Genomic DNA, 18131 nt, shown 5'->3' on the forward strand with positions numbered 1-18131 from the left:
AAAAGCATTCATTTAGTAATGAAAATCAAAACTGGACTAGGACAAGACTCCCACACATTTTGTGATACGAATAAACCACTTGTTTTAGCGGGTGTTGTGTTCGATTATCCAAAAAGCCTTAATGCTAATAGTGATGGTGATGTGGTTTTTCATTCAATTACGAATGCGATTTCTTCTATTACTGGAGTTAACGTATTGGGCGCTAAAGCAGATGCTTTATGCAAACAAGGTGTGGTTGATAGTGCTGAGTATTTAAAGTTGGCGTTTCATAATTTGAAGCATTGGAAAATTCAACATATTGCTATTTCCATTGAGTGTTTACACCCTAAAATTTCACCCATGATTGAAAAAATGAAGTTTAGTATTTCTAAATTACTGGATATTGTATCCGAAGATGTGGGTATTACCGCTACCACTGGCGAAGGACTAACTGAGTCTGGCAAAGGTAATGGTATTCAAGTTTTTAGTATTATTACGGTAACAAAATAATGAAGGATTTGCGCATGGTGTTTAAGTCTAGAATGCATAATATTCATTTTGTTGGTATTGGTGGTTCGGGTATGAGTGGCATTGCTGAAGTGCTTCATAACCTTGGTTATAACGTGTCTGGATCAGACATTAACCCTAACAAAATCACTGATAGATTAGAAGAAATGGGTTGCAAAATTTATCATAAACATCATCAAAATAATATAAAAAATGCACAAGCAATCGTTGTATCTAGTGCGATTAAGAATAACAATCCAGAAGTAATCAAGGCACATCAACTTAACATTCCAATTGTGCCTCGCGCAGAGATGCTAGCAGAATTAATGCGCTTTAGATTTGGCATCGCGATTGCAGGCACTCATGGGAAGACAACAACTACCAGTATTATCACTCACATACTCAATACGGCTGAACTTGACCCAACCTATATTATTGGCGGGATATTAAATTCAAGCGGGATTAATGCCAAACTAGGTGAAAGCGATTATTTAATTGCTGAGGCGGATGAATCTGATGCTTCATTCTTGCACTTACAACCCATGTTAAGCGTTATCACCAACGTTGATTATGACCATATGGCAACTTATGGCAATGACTACCAAAACCTAAAAGATGCCTTTGTCAGTTTTAGTGCTAATTTACCATTTTATGGCACTTGTGTTATGTGTATAGATGATGAAGGTGTGAATGAAATATTGAATGATATTCATCGTCCAATTATCACTTATGGTTTTAAGGATGGTGCTGATATTCAAGCTATTAATGTAGAACAAGTGAGTATGCAAATGCACTTTGATGTTATTTATGATAAATATACAAAGCCATTCCCTATCAAGCTAAATCTAATTGGCAGGCATAATATTCTTAATACATTAGCAGCGATTGGTATTTGCTGTGAGCTTGATATTGATATTGATATTATTCAAAAAGCATTGGCTAATTTTTCTGGTGTTGCTAGACGACTTGACCATCATGGAAAATTAAATATCAACAATACCCAAGTATCTTTGTTTGATGATTATGGTCATCATCCAAAAGAAATTAGCGCTGTGTTCAAGTCTATTAAAGACACTTATCAAGATAGACGTTTGGTGGTTATTTTCCAACCACACCGCTATTCTCGTACGCGTGATTTGTTTGATGATTTTGCTCGTACACTCAGTAGTGCCGATGCACTCATATTGCTAGACATATATCCAGCCCAAGAAAAACCCATTGCCCGTATTAATTCTTCCACCTTGGCTGATGCAATTAGAAAGCGTTCTGGCTTAGAACCAGTGGTGATAAAAAATCCACAAGAAATTTTAACTGTGCTACCTAACATTATTAATAATAACGATGTATTATTAACTCTAGGTGCGGGTGATATTCACACTCTACCTGATTTGCTAAAATCCAACTATGCTTAAGGATAACTGGTTTGCTATTGCATAACGAGCCTATAAGTTTGCATTGTTCATTCAAAACAGGTGGATTGGCACAAGATTTTTTTATCCCCAATGATGTCACTGACTTATCTAATTTTCTAAAAACCAATACCAAGCCATTGTTATTTTTAGGATTAGGCAGCAATTTGCTTGTGCGCGACCAAGGTTTTGAAGGTGTAGTGATAAAATTAAGCAACTTAAAACAAAAAAAAATTAAAAAAATACGCTTTGGGTTGAGGCAGGTACAACACTAGCAAAACTATCCAGATTATGCCGTGCAAACTATTTATACGGTGGTGAGTTCTTGTCTGCCATTCCAGGTACTGTTGGTGGCGCACTGATGATGAATGCAGGTGCATTTGGGTCTGAATTCTGGCAATACGTTATTAGTGTGACTACTATTAATCAATCAGGCGTTATATCTAAACGCACCAAAAATGATTTTGATATTGGGTATCGACATATCCATGCTCAATATACTAATGAATACTTTGTTAATGCAACCTTGGTATTTAACCAAAAAGAACCTCAACAAAATATCAAGCAATTACTGGATAAGCGCAATCAACACCAGCCAATTGGCAAAGCAAGTTGTGGCAGTGTGTTTAAAAATCCAAAAAATAATTTTGCAGCAAAACTGATTGAACAAAGCCAATTAAAAGGCGTTTGTATAGGTGGTGCTTGCGTATCAAACAAGCACGCTAATTTTATCATCAACCAAAATAAAGCCAGTAGTACTGACATTATAAATTTAATTACCCACATTCAACAAACCGTAAAATCAAACTTTAATATTGATCTAGAATTAGAGGTGGTGATTAAATGATTGCAGTGCTAATGGGTGGAAATTCAGCAGAAAGAGCGGTTTCTCTTAAAAGTGGCGAGGCTGTTTATCAAGCGCTAATCAGCCAAAATATTGATTGCTTTAAATTTGATTGGTACAAAGATAACTTGTCAAAACTTTGGCAACAAGAATTTGACCAAGCCTTTATTGTTTTGCATGGTCGTGGCGGTGAAGACGGATATATTCAAAAACAACTAGAAAGCCGAGGCATTCGTTATACAGGATCTGGCTCAAATGCTAGCCATAATGGCATGGATAAAGCACGTACTAAAATGATCTGGAGGCAGCACAACCTTACACTTGCACCCTCTATTGTTGCAAGCATTAATCAACCTATTGAATCTATTGACTTTCCACTACCTTGGGCAGTTAAACCCACCCTAGAAGGCTCTAGCATTGGCATTAGTAAAGTTGATAGTCAAATACAATTAGATGATGCACTAACACTTGCTTGGCAATACAACCCACATGCTTTAGTTGAGCAATGGATTGAAGGTGATGAATACACAGTGGCAATTTTGGGCGACAAAGCCTTGCCCGTTGTGAAAATTATGACTGACCAAGGTTTTTACGATTATGAATCAAAATACCACTCGAATGAGACCCAATACTCATGTCCTTGTGGTTTAAACCCATCCCAAGAGCAAGCATTACAAGCCATTGCGCTTGAAGCATTTTTTGCTATTAGTGCCAAAGGATGGGGGCGAGTAGATTTCATTATTAATCAACACAACAAACCTTATTTATTAGAGATTAATACCGTCCCAGGCATGACATCAAACTCATTAGTACCCATGGCAGCAAAAGCAATGGACATGAGCTTTGATCAACTAGTCGTGGCAATTATTGATGAAATATAAGCGTAGGAGTAGACGCAAAAAGTCTATTTATCAACCTGTATTTAAACTAATATCTATTATTGTTTTATTAGGGTTCATTACATGGGGCATACAAAATACCCACCTAAGTGAGTTCTTAAAAGTTGATATTAATTGGGAGATTGATAAAAATCTTCCAGTCACACAGCAGGCATTAAAACAACACATACTCCCCTTAATCACTGAAACGTACCAACTAAATTTACACGAAATTAAACACGAATTAGAACGCCATCCGTGGGTAGCAGAGGCAGAAGTAAGTCGTCTTTTTTGGAATTTTATCAATATCAAAATCAGTGCACAACAAATCAGTATGCGCTGGAAAAACAAAGACTGTCCGAATGATACCAAAACACAAATCTGCCAAGGTTATATCTCCACCAAGGGTGGGCTATTTACACCCGATAAAATAATCAAATCAGATGCCATTATTGCCACTTCAGCACATAATAAAGACATTGCAAAAACCCTATTTGATGATTACCAAACCTATCAAACCATTATCAAGCCAATGGTCATTACATCCGTCTTTAAAACTAATATTGATACTCTTTTTATTAAGCCTAATATTAAAGTCGTATTAGGCTACCAAAAACAGCAAAAACGACTCAAAAACTTTGTTAAAGTCTATAAAAAATTAAGACAATCAATTGCGCACGCTAAACTCAATCGTGCTACATTTGATATGCGCTACGCTAAAGGATTTAGCCTCAAGCTTTAGCATTTTGTTTAACAACAAGTTGATAGCACAATGCCAGGCTAATCAATGTCCAATAAAACACAATGGCTTTAACCATCCACCCCAGCATGTCAGGAAGTCCAATTAGTGACACAAGGAATGAAAAAATCATGCCCGCCAATGCTGGCAAAAAAATCTGCAAAAAGAACAAGTTAGCTTGAGAGATGAAATTCAAATTCCATTTGTATTTTGAAGGCTGATCAGTAGCAATGTTAATAAAATTTAAGGTGATTGGAACCACCAAAAAATACATAATTAACTGCAAAAAAGCAATACCGCTGATAATCACCGGTGCCATGGTTACCAAGCCAATAAACAATGTTAAACCAACAAAACGAATAATTTTATTAAAATTAAGCACTGGCACAATCCCAGAAACGCTATTTTGACCCAAAATAACCAAGCGATACATATTGATTGAAAGCGTTAAATAGCCATAAAAAAACAACAACAAATATATCATCATATTGTCGGGTAGCTGAATATCAGCAACTTCCTTTTTGCTAAAAACACTGTTCATTATGCTGAGTATATCAGGCAAAATTGCTAAAAAAGGAATGGAAATTAGTACTGGCAGAATAGAAATTTCTAGTATTTTTTTCCAATGGGTGAATGCAAAAGCAACGCTCGCTAGCATTATTTTATAAATTGGGAGTGCGTTCATATTTTTATTTCATATTAGAGTTAACAACATTAACAATGATAGTTAATTTTTGTTTGGGCTGTAGTGGTTTTTTAGCTGTCAATTGGTTCCATTGCCTAATCTGACTAACACGCACCCCAAATTTATGTGCAATGGTTGACAAATTATCACCGCTTTTAACGTAATAGGTAACCTTTCTATCGATATTTATACCCGCATTGACTAGCTTTGATAAGTCTTTAGGTTTGGTTGAATTGGGCTGCCATAATACCAATTTTTTTCCCACTTGAAGTGGTTTGGTTTTGGTAATATGGTTCCACTTTATGATGCTATCTACATGAGTATTGTACTGTCTGGCGATAAGCCATAAACTATCGCCACTAACAACGGTATGAACTATTTTAATACCTGTTTTTTTCGCATTCATTCTTTGCACTTCTCTTTGTGCTTCTGACAATGAATAATACTGGGCATTTTTTTGTGAAATTGGCACAATCAAATACTTACCTACTTTAACCACATTGCCATGCAAATTGTTCACACTCTTAATTTGGCTTATTGTGGTATTGAATTGATGAGCAATCTTGCTTAAACTATCGCCTTGGTTAATTTGATGACGCACCCATTTCATTCTGGCCTCTTTGGGATGTTTGGCTAAATTCTTCTTAAAAGTTACGATTTTATCAATCGGCAATAATAAATTATAACTACCCTTACTTGGCGTTGCCCAGCGTTTGAGCCCTGGATTTAAAGTATACAATTGTTCTAAATCTAATTGTGCCCATTCAGAAATTAATGCCAAATCAAATTGCGAATCAAGCTTAATGGCTTGTATTTGAGGTGTGTTACTAACTGTTGTGATTATTTGCCCGTATCTTTCAGGGTGCTTAATGAGTTGCGCCACTGCCAACAATCTTGGCACATAGCCTCTGGTTTCTTTTGGCAAGTCTAGGTGCCAAAAATCAGTTGGCCTTCCTTGTTGTTTGTTTTTAGCAATGGCTTTTTGTACGCGCCCAGGGCCTGAATTATAAGCAGCAATTGCCAATAGCCAATCTCCCTTAAATAGTTTATTAAGGTTTTTCAAATACCTAACAGCCGCCTTAGTTGAAGCTAGCACATCACGACGTGCATCATACCACCAGTTGTTTTGCAAGCCGTATAGCTTTCCAGTCGAAGGAATAAACTGCCACAAACCTGAAGCTGTGCCATGCGAATAAGAAAATGGATAATAAGCCGACTCAACAATGGGCAACAAGGCAATTTCAATGGGCAATCCAGCACGCTCTACTTCTGTTTTCACTAAATGCAAATAAGGTTGTGCACGCTTGGTAACACGAATTAAATAATCAGGATTTTTTTTAAACCAGTCAATATGCCAGAACAATTCTTTTTGGCTAGGTGCGTTTAACGTATAGCGATTAGCAATATAACGCCAGAGGTCTTTTTCGACAACCAAGTCGCTAGTATTAATTTGAACTGGTTTTGGCGCTACTTTTATAACAATCGTTGAAACTGTCGTACCCTCACAAGCAGTAAACAGCAAAAATGAAAGATATAAAAACCGTTTAAAAAACTTTAAGATTCTGAACCGCCTGCACACTTAGGCGAATCTGGTGCGCCATTTTTCATCTGCCACTCATCAGGCGTATAAGTGTGCATTGCCAATGCATGAATATGGCTCATCTCTTCTTTAAATAATCGGTTAATAAAGCGATGTCTTTCAATTAGTTTTAAATCGTTAAAATAATCACTCACGACAATTAATTTAAAATGGGATTCCCTGGCAGGGCCAGAATGATTATGAGACTCGTTAATCACCTCAAGATGACTTGGGCTTAGTGCTGTTTTTAATTGTTCGGTCAAATGTTGTTGCATATTACTCATAACGTACTACCCTCAAAAGCAAATTCAAAAGCATCAGAAAAGAAATCTTCTTTAAACATGCCTCGCTTCACAAATGTATCTGCTGTGGCCTTAACCATTGCTGGCGGACCACAAGCATAAACTTCATAATCGACTAAATGCTCAAAATCAGCCAATACGCTTTCGTGCACATAGCCTGTTCTTCCTTTCCAAGCACTGTTCGCTTGTGATAATACAGGAATAAAACTAATATTTTCATGGCTTTTAGCCCACTGTTCAGGCAAATCAGTATACAAATCCTTCTCATCTCTTGCGCCCCAATAAATATGGATAGCTCGCCTAGATTTGGTTTCAATTGCATGCTCAACCATGGCTTTTACAGGACCAAAACCTGTGCCACCAGCCACTAAAATAATGGGTTTTTCGCTTTTCTCTCTAAAATAAAAATCTCCCTTTGGTCCTTCAATTTTAAGTAGTGACTTCTCTTGCAACTCATTAAAGACAAAGTTGGTAAATTTACCATCTTCAATTAAACGTACATGGAGCTCAATCAAGCTCGTATTACTAGGTGCATTAGCAATGGAAAAAGCACGGGGCTCAAAATCAGGATGGATTAAATCAATATACTGCCCTGCTAAATATTGCAACGACTCAGAACCAGGAATTTTTAAAAATACTTGTGCCACATCATGGTTAAGATGATTGATGCTTTGCACCTTACAAGGCAAGGTTCTCACTTCAATATCTGCAACACTGTCTAACTCAGCCACCACCAAAGCAACATCAGATTTAGCTCTGCATTGGCACAATAAAGCCATGCCTTCTGCCACTTCTTCTGGAGTGATGCCAGAAGGTATCTCACCTTCATAATCAACCTCGCCTTCAATAATAGTCGCCTTGCATTTGCCACAAAAACCTTTCTGACAACCATAAGGAAAATTTAACCCATGAGCCAATGCATCATTTAGAATATTGTCTTTACCCTCAGTTTGGAAAACTCTACCACTGACTTGATTTTCAATTGTAAACATGTGTTTGTGTCTAATAAATTTTGTGCTGACATTATAATGTAGGTTGCGTTCTATTAATACCCAGTAATTAAAAGCTTTTTATGCCAATTCAAATCAACAAAACCGTGATATTTTTAATGGGCCCTACCACCTCAGGTAAAACTGATTTAGCCATTCAATTAAGCCAACAATTCAAAACTCGACTCATTAGCGTTGACTCCGCCCTTATTTACAAAGGCATGGACATTGGCACTGCCAAACCAGACAAAGTAATCTTAAAAAAATATCCTCATCACTTAATTGATATTTGTAATCCAGAAGATTCATACTCAGCCTTTGACTTTACTCACGATGCTAATGCACAAATCAAAACCGCTTTTGCCAATAACGAGTTGCCCATTTTGGTAGGTGGCACATCATTCTATTTCCACGCATTAGAATATGGATTATCTAAATTACCAAAGTCAAACCCCAAATCCAAAAAAAAATTCAACCAACTACTTAAAAGTAAAGGTACAATTGCACTACACCAAAACCTTAAAAAAATTGATCCTCAAGCCGCCAATCGCATCCACCCAAACGATGCACAAAGAATCACACGCGCACTGGAAGTATTTGACTTAAGTGGCAAAACACTCAGCGAACTACAAGGCAACAAAAAATCCATTATTAACCACCCTATTAAAAAAATTATTCTCATGCCCGAACGAAGCGAACTACATCAACGCATTGAAAAACGTTTTTTATCAATGATGGGCAACGGTTTTTTAGGCGAAGTAAAAACCCTAAAACAAAACCCCAACCTCCACGAAAATCTACCTGCCATCCGCTGTGTCGGCTACCGCCAAGCATGGCAATATTTAAACGGCGAAATAGGCAAAGCAGAAATAATAGAAAAAGCCATCATTGCTACCCGCCAACTATGCAAACGCCAAAGCACTTGGCTGAAAAGTGAAACTGATGCACTGCTTCTACAGAATACAGATATACAACAAGTATTAGATTTTATTCAACTGTAATTTTTATTTAGAAATTATTAACAAAACACAAGGTTACTTTGTAAGCCTAATTATTTTCAAGTCTATTCTTTACTTGCTTCCAATTTGGCATATGCGCTGTTAAATAAGTATAAAAATTCTTATCGTGATTTGGATAAATTAGGTGCGTTAATTCATGGAAAATCACATATTCTACACATTGGATAGGTGCTTTAATCAACTCAGAATTTAGGTTAATATAAGACTTAGAAGGATTGCAACTACCCCACCTAGTTTTCATTTTTCTAATTCTGACCCGCTTGATTTCTTTGTTGACAACTGGTTGATATTTTATTAATACCTTTTGAAAATATTTTTCTGCCTTGTTGTAATACCACTGCCTAACAAGCGTCTCCTTTCTTATAAAATTGTCTTTATTTTTAACAAATAAATTCAAATACCTGCCTTTTAACTTTACTGATTCTTTATGGCTTTGAGTTACTTTTAAACGATAATGGCGGCCTAAAAACTTGCAATCCTCTCCACTTACATATTCTTGTGACACTGCAATATTTTTACTTCTAAAAAAAGCCAATTTAGACTCAATCCAATCATTTCTTTTATCTAAAACATGCTCAATATGCTCATCAGTTGTTTTCAGTGGTGCGCTTAAAACAACATCAAAATTAGGCTTTACTCTTAAATTAATATTTTTAATATCTTTCCTGATAATAATTGGCTTCATAAATTATTAAGACTAATACTTCTAACCTTATCAAGTATTTCTTCTATATTAAAACTCATATTAAAATCATCTTCAACCTGCCATAATAAATCTTGAATCTCGCTGTTTATTTTATTTTTAATGTCTGTGCTATTTTGCCAATCTGGTCTTTTACTAAACTGCTTAAAAATACTTATCACTTTTAAAGAAAAATTAATATTAACCTGCATCAAATCATCATCCGATAACTCAGAAAAATAATCAGCACTATTGGCGTAAATAATCTTAGCAAAGGTATTATTCTGAATTTCCTTTGGATAATTCATAGCTTCTTTTTCATCATTTGTCTTTAAAAGCATTTGCTGTATTTCCTCTTCGCTTAACCTCTTATCTCGATAATCATCAATAATTTGCTTTATTTTTTGTGGTAACCTTTCATAATGAGCAGGATTTGAATCCATTTTTTCACTAATAAAGGCACTACTGGCACTTAAAATAGCATCTGCCCTAGCATTACTACCTTGTAGTCTTTCCATCTCTTTGTTAAAACCGTCATCAAAGATATTAACAGTTTTAGTGAGTTGATTAACTTCATCTCTACTGATAAAAGTATCTAGTAATTTTTGCATTTGTTTTTCATGTTGTGAAAAATCTACTACCTCAAAATAACGAATTTTTACCGACTTTCGTAATTCAGCATAAAATCGCATTTTTGCTTTAAATTCCTGTATTTCATCATCACTAAATACATCATCTAACTTATCAGAAGATAGTGCTATTTTTAATGTTCTGGCATATTGTGAAAGAAAATCATAAAATTGCTTTCGCTTTGATTCATTTTCTAAATAAACCTTATAGCTCTCTTGGTCTGATTGATTGCCCATACCTGTAAATAATTCTTTCAAATTAGTATAGTAAGTCTTAACCCTAGCAATCTCACCTTTAATATCGAACACTACCGAGGTAATATCATCCTCATTAAATTCACTTAATCCAGAATAAGTCGTTAATGCCTTGTCTAAATTCACCAAGTAGCCCACGATAATCGATAATAAATCCAAAATCCTTGCCCTCATAAAGACGATTAACCCTTGCTATGGCTTACAATAAATTATGCTCTTTAAGCTCCTTATCAATATATAGATACCCTGCTCTTGGCGCATCAAACCCTGTTAATAATTTATTAACAACAATGAGTAAATCAATCTCATCTCCATGCACAAATTCATCTTTTACCTTGGCAAGATATTTATCTTCATCACCATATTGTCGCATCAGCCTGTTCCAATGCTCATTCACAAAAGCCTTGTTGTCTTCTGTTTCATCTACCTCCTCATTACCTTCTACACCATCAGACTTGGAAATAACAAACGCAGTTTTAATATCAGGATAAGACTCTGCAAATAATTGATGATATTTAATGGCTTCATATTTACTACTACTCACCAACATTGCTTTAAATCCAGTGCCTTGGATTTGCGCTTTAAAATGCTCATAAATATCATCTGCAATCACCTCTAAACGACGCTCAGAACCTGCAATACGTTGAAATCTTGCCCACTTCTTTTTTAAATCTAATTTTTGTTAATCACTTAAATTCTTGGCTATTTTGTCAAAACGCCTGTCCATATATTTTTTATCTGTAATCCATTGATTAACAAACCGCCCTTCATATAAAAGTGGCAAAATTGCCTTATCTTTAACAGCTTGGTCAATGGTATAACGATGTATCTCCCCACCAAACTTTTCAAAAGAATTTTTCTCTTTTTTCATCAGTGGCATGCCAGTAAAGCCAATATAACAACTATTAACCAAAACATTATTCATCGCCCTGCTCATATCGCCACTTTGCAAAAGTTCAATTAAATTTTTACCTGAGGTGGCTTTTTTAGCAGGTATCTCGCTATTTTTAAACGTATCGTGAATTTGCCTGTCTAAATCTTTCCTGTCCGTAACGATAATAATTTTTGCATTCACAATCAATCTTTTAACCTCTTTAGCAAGCATCACCATCGTCAGTGATTTTCCACTACCTTGGGTATGCCAAATCAAACCACCAGCACGCCTACCAGTATTATCGGATTTAGAGATTTTATTCATCGCACTTTTAATCGCAAAAAATTGTTGATAACGGATAATTTTTTTCACCCTACCATCAAACAAAGTAAACGAATGGATTAACTTAATCAATCGCTGTTTTGCAAACAAGGAAAAAATAGCCTTGTCCAATTCACTTGGCATTCTGCCCTCAATCAAATGCGTCAAATCTAGCCCGCCTTCCTCTATCCACGATGCGTAGAATTTTTTAGAAGTGCCAACCGTGCCATATTTTGGCGTGTGATTATTACCTGCCAAGGTAATTTGGGCGTATTTAAATAATTGCGGTATTTCTGTCTCTCTTTGATTTCTCAGCATTTTCGAAACACCTTGAGACGTATCAACACTTGATTTTTAAAGCTCAACCACGCCCACAGGAATACCATTGATAAACAAGACTAAATCAGGTCTTCTGGTTTTATTACTCTGATTTTTAACCACTCTATCAACAATAAACTCTTCACTAAAATGAAATACATTATTATCAAAGTTATCAAAATTAATATAGTTAATACTAAAACTTTTACGCACACCATCGCTCAAAACCTCCTCAAAAGCATTACCTAAAAGCAACTGATCGGTTATTTTTTGGTTGGAACGACTCAGCCCCTCATTTAAAGGCACATCAATACTACCAATCGCTTTTGCCAAATTTTTAGCTGAAAATAGATAGCGATTATTTTTATACTCAAAACTATTTAAAACTTGCAATCGTTCTAACAAAATATCTTTTAATATCACTTGATTGGTATTCTCGCGATAGTGGTGTATTTCTTTAGGTGTGATAAACTAGTCAACCCATGGATTTTAATAAGGCAATGGTGTTTTTCGTTTGTTCTAGGAATCATTTTTTACTCTCTATAAAATTATTGCCGACCATTTTATTACTTTATGTTATAATTTTTCCTGAGGAACGCCGAATTCGTATTCAACAAAAAACCTTTGCAGGGTTGCGAAGGTTTTTTGTTGTCTTATGCTTTAATCTGGAAAAATCTTTAATCCTGCTCTTTTATAATGTCCTTTATATTTTCTAAATTTATCTTTAATCACTTCAAAAGCCTTATTTTTCTGCTCTAGTTTTAATACCGATAAGCCAACTGCATTATTTTGTTTGTTCGCCATTCTCTTTTTAAAATAATTATCACCATTGCATATTAATAACTGTTTGCAAATAATCTGTTTTCTTAAAAATACAAAATACCAGCACAAAAACAGGATAGCATTTATTGATATTACTCATCCCGTGATCACCACTTTCATCAACATAAATAATATAGTCGCTGTGTTTATTACTCATATTTTCACTCCAATTTATTCAGTTAGTAATTTTGCATTAGTCAAAATTAAATTTATCAGCAAAATCTACTTTCTTTATTACGGCTTTTGTCATCTGATTGTATCTATAATCGTCCCAGTCACCAGGTGAATACTTTAATATTGCAATATAATAACGAAGCTTTAAATACTCTTGACTATCTTTATTATCTATTGTTAATAATTCATCTTCTTTTTGTTTAATTAAAGCATCTAATTCATTATCACTAAGTGTCGTAGTATCAATAATTGCACTTATCTCAATTTTAAAATCCTCTAATTCATTACCTCGAAACTCATCATCTTTTATGGCTATTATTAACGCTTTAATTGCCTTTTTAGCCTCTGCTCTTCTATTTATTAAGCCGAGGTATAAATTATTATCATAAGATTTTAAAGACCCAAACAATGCCAATACTAAAAGATGTTTAGGAACTATTCTATGTTCGGTAGTTTTAAAAATAATTTGTAATTTGATAAAAATTTGCTCCACTTGTCTTAGCGATAGGTTAAATCCAGTAGCAAGTGTTCTCATTGCAAATAAATAGCTACCCCTTTCGTGTACCTCATTAACAGATATTTCTTTGCTCACAAGAATATCGTTTAACTTAAAATTTTGACACAAAACATCACAAAACTTATTAATACCGGGATTTTTAAAATCGAATTCAAGGTCTATAAACCGTCTTAAGTAATTATTAGCATCTATATTGCCATATTGAGATTGAATAGATTTTGCTAAATTTTTCTTATCAATTGATAACACGAAAACCAAGCGTTCAATGCCAAATATATGCTTAATTCTCTCTAGGTACTCTATGGTATAAAGCGGTCTACATTGGTCTAATTCATCAATAAAAATAACAAAAGGCTTGTTCTCTCTTATCTATTGCCTTTAATATCTCAAAAATAGCATTTTTAAAATCTTCCAGTGTTGTTTTTTCTTCTTGATAATTATCAATAAGTACGGTTAGTAGAATTTTCTGTAAAATCGTTCTCAACTTGAGCAACAGCCTCGCCTCCAATAAATTTTTCCACCGCCCCTTTAATACTACTGGCAAGCTATTTCTAATAATCTTACCACCCATTTTTTTAACACCCTCAAAACTTGTCTTTTAATTCACTATTATTTTCTTCAATATAAGCGTTCAACTCCCCTAATATTGCAATTAGTGGGTCACACTGGTAAAATTATCCTCCCACGCACTAAAGTAAATACTCTTTACTGTGTGTTTGTTAAATAAGCCTGCCATAATTTTATAAAAGTAGTTTTTCCTGCACCCCACAATCAGCATTAACACTAAAAACAAAAGGCTGGGTATCAGAAATAATTAAGTGGGATAAATCCTCTATAATATCTTCTCTATCTAATAAATCATTTTCAAATATATTGTTATCTGGTATTTCTATTGGTTTATTGATAGTAATTATATTTTCACCCTTATCTACCCAGTTAATAATTTTTGCATGAGTCCTTTTTTCTGGGTTTTAAAAAGGGCTGATTCGGTTTGTAACTTTGTTATTTCATCATCGGCAAGACTTAGGACTTGGGCGATCTTTTGTTGTTCTTTGGTTGATGGTGGTAATTTAACTAATACTTGAGAGAAATCATTTATAGAAATAGTAAATCTAGTACTACCGGTAGCAACTCTAGAAATTTGTTTTAAAATATAATAAGTATTACAAAAATAATGAGAATAAATAATGTTAAGCTTTAATTTTAGCCCAAATCTCATCAAGTGATAACTATATAAAGTATTTTCCAAGTCTTCAAAAATTACGATAGAGCGCCCAATATCATCTGGTGTTTCACATGATGGCGTAAATAACATATCATTCTTTCTTAAGTTGCTACTATTAAGTTGTATCTTATTGGCTGACACTGTCATCAAATTTTCAACAGATAGATTGTTGATGTTTTCATGCTTATACACATTCATGTAATTAACTAATTTTATTAGTTTCTCGCCTTTAACTATTTTCTTATTAACACTATTTGTTTTAAATTTACCAATATCCCCCAACTTAACAAGCTTCCAATCATCGCTAAACTCACTAAAACGGGTTTTTGCTGTGAGGAGTTGTTGCATTAAGTCTTTTTTAGCTGTTATTTTTGTTGGATTAAGGCGGTTTGTTGGTCAATGACTCTGTCCCAAGTCGTGAGAACACCCGCTATTTTTTGTTGTTCTGATTTTATTTCTGGCAAACCAAAATTAATCTTATTTAATGCTACAATTGTCAAGGCTTTTTGAGTTGATCCAATTGAACTTTTTAATAATTTATTCTTATTGTATTCAAGTAAATATTCAAAAAACTCAGGGCATGCTTTTATTAACTTGAGCCAAATCAAATTTCCATCTTTAAAATAAAACTTAGTATCATCTTTTACTCTAAAAATATTTCCAAGAGTTCCTACGGCAGTTATCAATAAATTACCTTGTCGTGATACTCCATATTTTTTCTGAATATCTTCATACTTTTGATTAGAGATATACAATAAATCCATTATTAGTTGATTGTTTTTTAATTCAGATATTTCCTTGCCCCTATAAAAAGGTATACCTGACTTTGTGTATTCTGATAAATAAATTCTTTTATTTGAGGCAAGAGTAGCAATATCTCTCAACCTCATCACTCCCCAATCCTTTGGAATAACCCCAACTTCGGTTTATTGATACTCCTTTGGAATTTGCAATACTTTATCCATTTTTATCATCCAATTGTTTGGCCTTATTATTATTTATCACTGCTTCGCCTGTTTATTTTTCAATTTCTAATCTGGCTTGTTTGGCAATTTTTCCGCCTTTTAGGGCAACGATTTTATTTTTATTTAATCCTGTTGGTTGCTGTTTTTTGGATATTTCAGCGGTTTAGGCTTAGGCTAACATGGTTAAAACCAGTTCTAAATTTGACATATTATCTCTGAAGTTTTACTGCTTTAAATTTTAAAATTTTTTATATTGTTTGGTAGTTTTATCTGACCACGCTTTGGTAATTTCATCAGTTAATATTGCATATTCCAAACCTTGTTTTATGCCTCTTTGCTCCCATTCATCGGTTAGGTCTTTGCGGATTTCAATGCTTTTTAGGCGTTGATTTATCCGCGATTTAGAATAGCTTTTAGCAAGATAAGTTTGCATTGCCCTGTCAAAAGCAAGTTCTGGGTCTTCTGTCTCGGCAATACGCTCACTACCAATTTTAGCAAGCCATAATTTATAAGGCTCTGCTTTTTTGGATGGGATGGATTGAATTAGGCGTAATAATTGCTCAGTATCTGCCACATCAATTAGCTGCATTTTACCATCTGCGGCTATCATTTTCAAAGCGTGATAGATTATCACGCTTTGATTACCTTCTGCTTTTAACCTTTGTTTTAATTTTCTCCAATAAGCAGTTGAATTGCTGCTTTCGCTTAAAACTGCCGCCACATCAACAATAGAAAAAACCATTGTTCTTTTTCACCATCCCAGTGTGTTCTAATATTTTTATTTTTAAACAGTTTAATGGTTTGATTTTCTTTAGTCATACCCCTAACTCTTGTAAATAGCCTTCCATTTGTTTTTTAATGCTCACAAGTTCTTTTTCTATTTTGCTAATATCTTTTTTGGTTTGGGCAATATCCACAATTGCCTCTTCTTCAAAAGTATCGACATATCTTGGAATGTTGGGGTTGTGGTCATTTTCTTAGATTTCTTTAAGTGTGGCTAAATGGCTGTATTTTTCTAATTCTTTGCGGTTTTTATAGGTGGTTAAGATTTTATCAATATGTAAGGGTTCGAGTATATTTTGATTTTTATTCTTAGTAAATTCTTTGCTTGCATCGATAAATAAGACATCGGTGTTTTGTCTGTTTTTCTTAAAAACTAAAATGGTTGCAGGGAATAGAAGTGCCAAAAAATAGATTGGCAGGTAAGCCAATAACGCAGTCCAATAAATTATTATCCAAAATTTGTTTTCTAATTCTGCCTTCACTTGCCCCACGAAATAACACACCATGTGGTAGTATTACGCCCATTGTGCCTTCTGCATTTAGACTAGACAGCATATGCAAAACAAACACATAATCGCCTTTTGATTTAGGAGGTAAACCGTAATCAAAACGCTTATATAAATCATTCTCTAAATCATCACGCCCCATTTATCCAACGAAAAAGGTGGGTTTGCCACGACTATATCGAATTTCATTAAATGGTTATTGTCTAAATGTAGGGGGTTTCTGAGTGTGTCACTCCAGCAAATATCTGCCTCGTTAATTTCATGTAAAAACATATTCATTTTGCTAAGGGTTTGGGTTTATCCGTTTTTCTCTTGGCCGAACAGGGCAAAATTGTTATTGCCTATTTCTTTAGCGGCTTTAATAAGTAACGAACCAGAACCACAAGCGGGGTCGTAAATTCTATCGCCCTCTTTAGCCCCTACCAATTTAGCCAATAAGATTGATACGCTACTTGGGGTGAAAAACTTCCCGGCTTTTTTGCCCGCATCAGAGGCAAAATGGGCAATTAAAAACTCATAAACATCGCCAATAACATCATCCCCTACTAGCATTGATGGGAGTAAATCCAATCTTGAATCAGCAAAATCTTCTAATAAATGTTTAAGTATGGCGTTTCTTTCTTTAGTGCGGCCTAAATTTACCTCATTATTAAAATCAATACTTCTAAAAATACCTTCTAATTTCTCAGGATTGTCTTCTTCAATTTTTTCCAATACTTTATTAATGACTTGCCCCAATTCACTCGACTCTTTTGTGTGAATAAGTATTCAAAGGTGTATTTATCATCAAGAATAAATTTTTCAAGTTTGATGGCTTTAGCAATTCTATCTTTATTATTGTTATATTTTTTATGTAATAATTCTAATTTTTCACGATAAAAATCAGACAAGTATTTAACAAATAACATTGTTAAAACATAGTCTTTATACTGCGTTCCATCTAGTGTGCCCCGAAAGGTATCGCAAGCCTTCCAAACAATATTGTTAATCGTTTCTTTTGTTGTCTTTGCCATTATTTTGCTCCTTGAAATTGTTTCATTATTGCATCTAGCATATTTTGGGTAAAAATTTGTTTTTTCTTGGTTAATTCCATCAGTAACGCCTGTTCTTTATAAAGTAAATCCATGGTT

General features: G+C 34.4%; 24 protein-coding genes and 2 pseudogenes. 7 read left to right on the top strand and 19 right to left on the bottom strand.

Going from position 1 to position 18131, the window contains the following annotated elements:
- Nucleotides 1-18 precede the first annotated feature (18 nt).
- The 6 genes and pseudogenes from ispF to CVPH_RS05840 all read left to right on the top strand — a co-directional run bounded on the left by ispF (nt 19) and on the right by CVPH_RS05840 (nt 4359).
- Nucleotides 19-489, top strand: a complete 471-nt coding sequence (gene ispF / locus CVPH_RS05820) for a 2-C-methyl-D-erythritol 2,4-cyclodiphosphate synthase (RefSeq protein WP_201340798.1) — start codon at nt 19-21, stop codon at nt 487-489.
- A complete protein-coding gene (gene murC, locus CVPH_RS05825) occupies nt 489-1898 on the top strand; it encodes a UDP-N-acetylmuramate--L-alanine ligase (RefSeq protein WP_201340799.1) in 1410 nt (469 codons plus the stop codon). The genes ispF and murC overlap by 1 nt, the downstream gene beginning before the upstream one ends.
- A gap of 11 nt (nt 1899-1909) precedes the next feature.
- Nucleotides 1910-2170 (top strand): hypothetical protein, encoded by a 261-nt coding sequence (locus CVPH_RS11020; protein WP_342590427.1) that lies wholly within the window; start codon nt 1910-1912, stop codon nt 2168-2170.
- A gap of 26 nt (nt 2171-2196) precedes the next feature.
- Nucleotides 2197-2742, top strand: a pseudogene (gene murB, locus CVPH_RS05830) (UDP-N-acetylmuramate dehydrogenase); the annotation flags it as partial.
- Nucleotides 2739-3620 (top strand): D-alanine--D-alanine ligase, encoded by an 882-nt coding sequence (locus CVPH_RS05835; protein ID WP_201340800.1) that lies wholly within the window; start codon nt 2739-2741, stop codon nt 3618-3620. The pseudogene murB and the gene CVPH_RS05835, both read left to right, overlap by 4 nt.
- A complete protein-coding gene (locus CVPH_RS05840) occupies nt 3610-4359 on the top strand; it encodes a cell division protein FtsQ/DivIB (RefSeq protein ID WP_201340801.1) in 750 nt (249 codons plus the stop codon). The genes CVPH_RS05835 and CVPH_RS05840 overlap by 11 nt, the downstream gene beginning before the upstream one ends.
- On the opposite strand, the gene CVPH_RS05845 is transcribed toward CVPH_RS05840, so the two are convergent.
- From CVPH_RS05845 to CVPH_RS05860, 4 genes are read right to left on the bottom strand one after another with little or no spacing between them, the layout of a single operon-like run.
- A complete protein-coding gene (locus CVPH_RS05845) occupies nt 4349-5041 on the bottom strand; it encodes a hypothetical protein (RefSeq protein ID WP_201340802.1) in 693 nt (230 codons plus the stop codon). The genes CVPH_RS05840 and CVPH_RS05845 overlap by 11 nt on opposite strands.
- Nucleotides 5042-5045: 4 nt before the next feature.
- Nucleotides 5046-6563 (bottom strand): lytic transglycosylase, encoded by a 1518-nt coding sequence (locus tag CVPH_RS05850; protein WP_225879653.1) that lies wholly within the window; start codon nt 6561-6563, stop codon nt 5046-5048.
- Nucleotides 6564-6595: 32 nt separating this feature from the next.
- Nucleotides 6596-6904, bottom strand: a complete 309-nt coding sequence (locus tag CVPH_RS05855; RefSeq protein ID WP_201340804.1) for a BolA family protein — start codon at nt 6902-6904, stop codon at nt 6596-6598.
- Nucleotides 6901-7914, bottom strand: coding sequence for a CDP-6-deoxy-delta-3,4-glucoseen reductase (locus tag CVPH_RS05860; protein WP_201340805.1), 1014 nt, complete (start codon nt 7912-7914; stop codon nt 6901-6903). Before CVPH_RS05860 ends, CVPH_RS05855 begins: the two co-directional genes overlap by 4 nt.
- An 80-nt stretch (nt 7915-7994) precedes the next feature.
- Between CVPH_RS05860 and miaA the strand changes: the two genes are divergently transcribed.
- Nucleotides 7995-8912, top strand: a complete 918-nt coding sequence (gene miaA / locus CVPH_RS05865; RefSeq protein ID WP_201340806.1) for a tRNA (adenosine(37)-N6)-dimethylallyltransferase MiaA — start codon at nt 7995-7997, stop codon at nt 8910-8912.
- A 46-nt stretch (nt 8913-8958) separates the two neighbouring features.
- Here miaA and CVPH_RS05870 read toward each other — a convergent pair whose 3' ends face one another.
- From CVPH_RS05870 to CVPH_RS11255, 15 genes and pseudogenes are all read right to left on the bottom strand, one after another.
- Entirely contained in the window at nt 8959-9615 is a 657-nt protein-coding gene (locus CVPH_RS05870) for a M48 family metallopeptidase (protein WP_201340807.1), read from the bottom strand.
- Entirely contained in the window at nt 9612-10655 is a 1044-nt protein-coding gene (locus CVPH_RS10185) for an HsdR family type I site-specific deoxyribonuclease (RefSeq protein ID WP_225879654.1), read from the bottom strand. Before CVPH_RS10185 ends, CVPH_RS05870 begins: the two co-directional genes overlap by 4 nt.
- Nucleotides 10656-10695: 40 nt before the next feature.
- Nucleotides 10696-11109: a type I restriction enzyme subunit R domain-containing protein gene (locus tag CVPH_RS10190; RefSeq protein WP_225879655.1), complete on the bottom strand. Its 414-nt coding sequence runs from the start codon at nt 11107-11109 to the stop codon at nt 10696-10698.
- A gap of 69 nt (nt 11110-11178) precedes the next feature.
- Nucleotides 11179-12009 (bottom strand): DEAD/DEAH box helicase family protein, encoded by an 831-nt coding sequence (locus tag CVPH_RS10195; protein WP_225879656.1) that lies wholly within the window; start codon nt 12007-12009, stop codon nt 11179-11181.
- Nucleotides 12010-12045: 36 nt separating this feature from the next.
- Nucleotides 12046-12477: a type I restriction endonuclease gene (locus CVPH_RS10200; RefSeq protein WP_425353130.1), complete on the bottom strand. Its 432-nt coding sequence runs from the start codon at nt 12475-12477 to the stop codon at nt 12046-12048.
- A gap of 192 nt (nt 12478-12669) precedes the next feature.
- On the bottom strand, nt 12670-12813 hold the full coding sequence (locus CVPH_RS05880; protein WP_201340808.1) for a hypothetical protein: 144 nt from the start codon (nt 12811-12813) through the stop codon (nt 12670-12672).
- A 19-nt stretch (nt 12814-12832) separates the two neighbouring features.
- Entirely contained in the window at nt 12833-12988 is a 156-nt protein-coding gene (locus CVPH_RS05885; RefSeq protein WP_201340809.1) for a DUF3800 domain-containing protein, read from the bottom strand.
- A gap of 36 nt (nt 12989-13024) precedes the next feature.
- Nucleotides 13025-13891 (bottom strand): P-loop NTPase fold protein, encoded by an 867-nt coding sequence (locus CVPH_RS05890; RefSeq protein WP_201342437.1) that lies wholly within the window; start codon nt 13889-13891, stop codon nt 13025-13027.
- Entirely contained in the window at nt 13857-14093 is a 237-nt protein-coding gene (locus CVPH_RS05895; protein ID WP_201340810.1) for a hypothetical protein, read from the bottom strand. The genes CVPH_RS05890 and CVPH_RS05895 overlap by 35 nt, the downstream gene beginning before the upstream one ends.
- A 357-nt stretch (nt 14094-14450) precedes the next feature.
- Complete coding sequence (locus CVPH_RS05900; protein ID WP_201340811.1) at nt 14451-15095, bottom strand: restriction endonuclease subunit S; 645 nt, start codon at nt 15093-15095, stop codon at nt 14451-14453.
- A gap of 17 nt (nt 15096-15112) precedes the next feature.
- Nucleotides 15113-15658 (bottom strand): restriction endonuclease subunit S, encoded by a 546-nt coding sequence (locus tag CVPH_RS05905; RefSeq protein WP_281064678.1) that lies wholly within the window; start codon nt 15656-15658, stop codon nt 15113-15115.
- Nucleotides 15659-15950: 292 nt separating this feature from the next.
- Nucleotides 15951-16454: a BRO family protein gene (locus CVPH_RS05910; RefSeq protein WP_425353105.1), complete on the bottom strand. Its 504-nt coding sequence runs from the start codon at nt 16452-16454 to the stop codon at nt 15951-15953.
- 235 nt (nt 16455-16689) lie between these two features.
- Complete coding sequence (locus CVPH_RS11245; RefSeq protein ID WP_425353106.1) at nt 16690-16977, bottom strand: N-6 DNA methylase; 288 nt, start codon at nt 16975-16977, stop codon at nt 16690-16692.
- Nucleotides 16862-17143, bottom strand: coding sequence for an HsdM family class I SAM-dependent methyltransferase (locus tag CVPH_RS11250; RefSeq protein ID WP_425353107.1), 282 nt, complete (start codon nt 17141-17143; stop codon nt 16862-16864). Before CVPH_RS11250 ends, CVPH_RS11245 begins: the two co-directional genes overlap by 116 nt.
- Nucleotides 17125-18014: pseudogene (locus tag CVPH_RS11255) on the bottom strand (class I SAM-dependent DNA methyltransferase). The gene CVPH_RS11250 and the pseudogene CVPH_RS11255 overlap by 19 nt, the downstream one beginning before the upstream one ends.
- Between the last annotated feature and the right edge of the window lie 117 nt (nt 18015-18131).

Origin of the sequence: Abyssogena phaseoliformis symbiont OG214, from assembly GCF_016592595.1 — a bacterium.
GTDB lineage: Bacteria > Pseudomonadota > Gammaproteobacteria > PS1 > Pseudothioglobaceae > Ruthia.